Below are 5627 nucleotides of genomic sequence, written 5' to 3'. Positions count from 1 at the left end.
AAGTAAGTCCGGCGGTGTCCTACTCTCCCACAAGGTCCCCCTTGCAGTACCATCGGCGCTGAGAGTCTTAGCTTCCGGGTTCGGAATGTGACCGGGCGTTTCCCTCTCGCTATGGCCGCCGAAACACTAGAGATGTATCTAGAAGTTTCAAACAGACATCACGAAGTGATGTTGTTTGGTTCTCGACCGTACATCGAGAACCACATAGTGGACGCAAGCAATCTTGGCCACCCATACCAGCCTTACAACATGTATGGGTGTAGTGATTATCAAGTTATCGGCTTATTAGTACAGGTCAGCTCCACGAGTCTTTAGTCCTCGCTTCCACATCCTGCCTATCAACCCAGTAGTCTAGCTGGGAGCCTCTCACCCGAAGGTATGGAAATCTCATCTCAAGGCCGGCTTCCCGCTTAGATGCTTTCAGCGGTTATCCATCCCGAACGTAGCTAATCAGCGGTGCTCCTGGCGGAACAACTGACACACCAGAGGTTCGTCCAACCCGGTCCTCTCGTACTAGGGTCAGATCCTTTCAAATTTCCTGCGCGCGCAGCGGATAGGGACCGAACTGTCTCACGACGTTCTAAACCCAGCTCGCGTACCGCTTTAATGGGCGAACAGCCCAACCCTTGGGACCTACTCCAGCCCCAGGATGCGACGAGCCGACATCGAGGTGCCAAACCATGCCGTCGATATGGACTCTTGGGCAAGATCAGCCTGTTATCCCCGAGGTACCTTTTATCCGTTGAGCGACAGCGCTTCCACAAGCCACTGCCGGATCACTAGTCCCGACTTTCGTCCCTGCTCGACTTGTCAGTCTCACAGTCAAGCTCCCTTGTGCACTTACACTCGCCATCTGATTGCCAACCAGATTGAGGGAACCTTTGGGCGCCTCCGTTACTCTTTAGGAGGCAACCGCCCCAGTTAAACTACCCATCAGGCACTGTCCCTGAACCCGATTAGGGTCCGAAGTTAGATATCCAGAGTGACCAGAGTGGTATTTCAACAATGACTCCACCCGAACTAGCGTCCGAGCTTCACAGTCTCCCACCTATCCTACACAAGCCACACCGAACACCAATACCAAACTGTAGTAAAGGTCACGGGGTCTTTCCGTCCTGCTGCGCGTAACGAGCATCTTTACTCGTAGTGCAATTTCGCCGAGTTCGCGGTTGAGACAGCTGGGAAGTCGTTACGCCATTCGTGCAGGTCGGAACTTACCCGACAAGGAATTTCGCTACCTTAGGATGGTTATAGTTACCACCGCCGTTTACTGGGGCTTAAATTCTCAGCTTCGCCTTGCGGCTAACCGTTCCTCTTAACCTTCCAGCACCGGGCAGGCGTCAGTCCGTATACATCGTCTTGCGACTTGGCACGGACCTGTGTTTTTAGTAAACAGTCGCTTCCCACTGGTCTCTGCGGCCTTCAAACGCTCCAGGAGTAAATCCCTTCACGCCTCAGGCCCCCCTTCTCCCGAAGTTACGGGGGCATTTTGCCGAGTTCCTTAACCACGATTCTCTCGATCTCCTTGGTATTCTCTACCTGACCACCTGAGTCGGTTTGGGGTACGGGTGACTAAAACCTCGCGTCGATGCTTTTCTTGGCAGCATAGGATCACTGATTTCGTCCGTGAGGACTACCCATCGAGTCTCAGCCTTATATGAGAGACGGATTTGCCTATCTCTCGGCCTACATTCTTAGACCGGGACAACCATCGCCCGGCTCAGCTACCTTCCTGCGTCACACCTGTTAATACGCTAACCGCACCAGACGGGTTCGAGCGTTAGACCGGCATGCTTCACCCCGAAGGGATCCATCTAGCCGGCTTAGGACTCTTAGCACTACTGGATTGGCTTGGGCGGTTTTTCGTCAGTACGGGAATATCAACCCGTTGTCCATCGACTACGCCTGTCGGCCTCGCCTTAGGTCCCGACTTACCCAGGGCGGATTAACCTGGCCCTGGAACCCTTGGTCTTTCGGAGGACGGGTTTCTCACCCGTCTTTCGCTACTCATGCCTGCATTCTCACTCGTGTAGCGTCCACGGCTGGTTTACACCGCCGCTTCACTCGCCACACGACGCTCTCCTACCCATCCACACGGCTGGACCACGAAGGCCTGCCACTAATATGAATGCCACGAATTCGGTGGCGTGCTTGAGCCCCGTTACATTGTCGGCGCGGAATCACTTGACCAGTGAGCTATTACGCACTCTTTCAAGGGTGGCTGCTTCTAAGCCAACCTCCTGGTTGTCTGTGCAACTCCACATCCTTTCCCACTTAGCACGCGCTTTGGGACCTTATTCGGTGGTCTGGGTTGTTTCCCTCTCGACGATGAAGCTTATCCCCCACCGTCTCACTGCTGCGCTCTCACTTACCGGCATTCGGAGTTTGGCTAACGTCAGTAACCTTTTAGGGCCCATCGGCTATCCAGTAGCTCTACCTCCGGCAAGAAACACGCAACGCTGCACCTAAATGCATTTCGGAGAGAACCAGCTATCACGAAGTTTGATTGGCCTTTCACCCCTATCCACAGCTCATCCCCTCCATTTTCAACTGAAGTGGGTTCGGTCCTCCACGACGTCTTACCGTCGCTTCAACCTGGCCATGGATAGATCACTTCGCTTCGGGTCTAGAACATGCGACTCGATCGCCCTATTAAGACTCGCTTTCGCTACGGCTTCCCCTCACGGGTTAACCTCGCCACATATCACTAACTCGCAGGCTCATTCTTCAAAAGGCACGCTGTCACACCAACAAGGGTGCTCCAACGGTTTGTAAGCAAACGGTTTCAGGTACTATTTCACTCCCCTCCCGGGGTACTTTTCACCTTTCCCTCACGGTACTTGTCCGCTATCGGTCATCTGGGAGTATTTAGGCTTATCAGGTGGTCCTGACAGATTCACACGGGATTTCTCGGGCCCCGTGCTACTTGGGATACTCTTCGCGCCATTGCAACATTTCGGCTACGGGGTTGGCACCCTCTATGACTGGCCTTTCAAAACCATTCGCCTATATTGCGTTGTAACGCTCGCTGTACGGCAGTAACAGCAGAAAAGTCCCACAACCCCGACCATGCAACGCCTGCCGGCTATCACACATGATCGGTTTAGCCTCTTCCGGTTTCGCTCGCCACTACTCACGGAATCACTGTTGTTTTCTCTTCCTGTGGGTACTGAGATGTTTCACTTCCCCACGTTCCCTCTACCCGCCCTATATATTCAGGCGGGAGTCACCGGGTCACCCAAAGGGCCCAGCGGGGTTTCCCCATTCGGAAATCCTCGGATCAAAGCTCTATTATCAGCTCCCCGAGGCTTATCGCAGATTTATACGTCCTTCTTCGGCTCCAGATGCCAAGGCATCCACCGTTTGCTCTTAGAAACTTGAAATCACATGAGTTATTGAATCGTTTAGCCGAACAATAAATTGTCCGACGAAATTGACCAATGATCTACAGCACTCGAAAGTGCTTGTTGATCTTTGTGATCCAGGACTTTCGTCCTGAATCTAAGATGCTCGCGTCCACTGTGTAGTTCTCAAAGTACGGGCGGTACCCCTCCACCATCCCCCCACAGGGAGACAACAAAAGGGTCCAGAGGTTCAGCCCCTCCCCCACCGAAGCAGGAGAAGTTCCGGTCCCTCAGGACCCAACAGCGTGCACATGCAACCACCCCTCACCCAACCCGTTCCAAACCCACCCCCGAAGAGATCAGTCGTACTAGCGTCAGCCAAGTTCCTGCTGCACCAATGTCAATGTTCCACCCATGAGCTACCAGCGAGAAACAGATGCTCTCGATCTGGCATGCCTGGACACCAAACGGTGCCAGTGCTCCTTAGAAAGGAGGTGATCCAGCCGCACCTTCCGGTACGGCTACCTTGTTACGACTTAGTCCTAATCACCGATCCCACCTTCGACGGCTCCCTCCAAAAGGTTGGGCCACCGGCTTCGGGTGTTACCGACTTTCATGACTTGACGGGCGGTGTGTACAAGGCCCGGGAACGTATTCACCGTGGCGTTGCTGATCCACGATTACTAGCGACTCCGACTTCATGAGGTCGAGTTGCAGACCTCAATCCGAACTGAGACCGGCTTTTTGGGATTCGCTCCACCTTACGGTATTGCAGCCCTTTGTACCGGCCATTGTAGCATGCGTGAAGCCCAAGACATAAGGGGCATGATGATTTGACGTCATCCCCACCTTCCTCCGAGTTGACCCCGGCAGTCTCCTATGAGTTCCCACCATAACGTGCTGGCAACATAGAACGAGGGTTGCGCTCGTTGCGGGACTTAACCCAACATCTCACGACACGAGCTGACGACAACCATGCACCACCTGTTTACGAGTGTCCAAAGAGTTGACCATTTCTGGCCCGTTCTCGTATATGTCAAGCCTTGGTAAGGTTCTTCGCGTTGCATCGAATTAATCCGCATGCTCCGCCGCTTGTGCGGGCCCCCGTCAATTCCTTTGAGTTTTAGCCTTGCGGCCGTACTCCCCAGGCGGGGAACTTAATGCGTTAGCTGCGACACGGAGACCGTGGAATGGCCCCCACATCTAGTTCCCAACGTTTACGGCGTGGACTACCAGGGTATCTAATCCTGTTCGCTCCCCACGCTTTCGCTCCTCAGCGTCAGTTACGGCCCAGAGATCTGCCTTCGCCATCGGTGTTCCTCCTGATATCTGCGCATTCCACCGCTACACCAGGAATTCCAATCTCCCCTACCGCACTCTAGTCTGCCCGTACCCACTGCAGGCTGGAGGTTGAGCCTCCAGTTTTCACAGCAGACGCGACAAACCGCCTACGAGCTCTTTACGCCCAATAATTCCGGACAACGCTTGCACCCTACGTATTACCGCGGCTGCTGGCACGTAGTTAGCCGGTGCTTTTTCTGCAGGTACCGTCACTTTCGCTTCTTCCCTACTAAAAGAGGTTTACAACCCGAAGGCCGTCATCCCTCACGCGGCGTTGCTGCATCAGGCTTGCGCCCATTGTGCAATATTCCCCACTGCTGCCTCCCGTAGGAGTCTGGGCCGTGTCTCAGTCCCAGTGTGGCCGGTCACCCTCTCAGGCCGGCTACCCGTCGTCGCCTTGGTGAGCCATTACCTCACCAACAAGCTGATAGGCCGCGAGTCCATCCTTGACCAAAATTCTTTCCAACTCCTAGCCATGCGACTGAAGCTCGTATCCGGTATTAGACGTCGTTTCCAACGCTTATCCCAGAGTCAAGGGCAGGTTACTCACGTGTTACTCACCCGTTCGCCACTGATCCACCAAGCAAGCTTGGCTTCACCGTTCGACTTGCATGTGTTAAGCACGCCGCCAGCGTTCGTCCTGAGCCAGGATCAAACTCTCCGTAAATGTTTAAACGCACAACCATCCGAAGACAGCCGGCACATTAATTTGTGCGACCAGGCCGGAATAGGCCACAATCACACGAGTTTGAAACTGACAGAACAAATCATTACTGACTTGCTTTGTTGTTTAAATGTTTTCCAAAGGAATCCCAACAACCACAAGGGCTGTCTGGGGTTTTTGGCATTTGACATTGTGCACGCTGTTGAGTTCTCAAGGATCGGACACCATAAAACCAGGCCGTCAGGCCGCCGTTCCAGGCAACTTCTCTACCCTAGCAC

Annotated in this window: 3 rRNA genes; all 3 read right to left on the bottom strand. The window is 53.9% G+C overall.

Annotation, left to right across the window (positions count from 1 at the left end):
* Positions 1 to 6 precede the first annotated feature (6 nt).
* The 3 genes from rrf to ACEXOR_RS17270 all read right to left on the bottom strand — a co-directional run bounded on the left by rrf (position 7) and on the right by ACEXOR_RS17270 (position 5352).
* Positions 7 to 123: ribosomal RNA gene (gene rrf, locus ACEXOR_RS17280) — 5S ribosomal RNA — on the bottom strand.
* A 142-nt stretch (positions 124 to 265) separates the two neighbouring features.
* Positions 266 to 3383: ribosomal RNA gene (locus ACEXOR_RS17275) — 23S ribosomal RNA — on the bottom strand.
* Positions 3384 to 3831: 448 nt separating this feature from the next.
* Positions 3832 to 5352 (bottom strand): 16S ribosomal RNA (locus tag ACEXOR_RS17270).
* Together the 16S, 23S and 5S rRNA genes form the textbook arrangement of a ribosomal RNA operon.
* Between the last annotated feature and the right edge of the window lie 275 nt (positions 5353 to 5627).

The organism is Herbiconiux liangxiaofengii, from assembly GCF_041927335.1.
Taxonomy (GTDB): Bacteria; Actinomycetota; Actinomycetes; order Actinomycetales; family Microbacteriaceae; genus Herbiconiux; species Herbiconiux liangxiaofengii.
The sequence above is the reverse complement of the archived record's forward strand: the minus strand, read 5'-3'. Positions and strand labels throughout refer to the sequence as shown.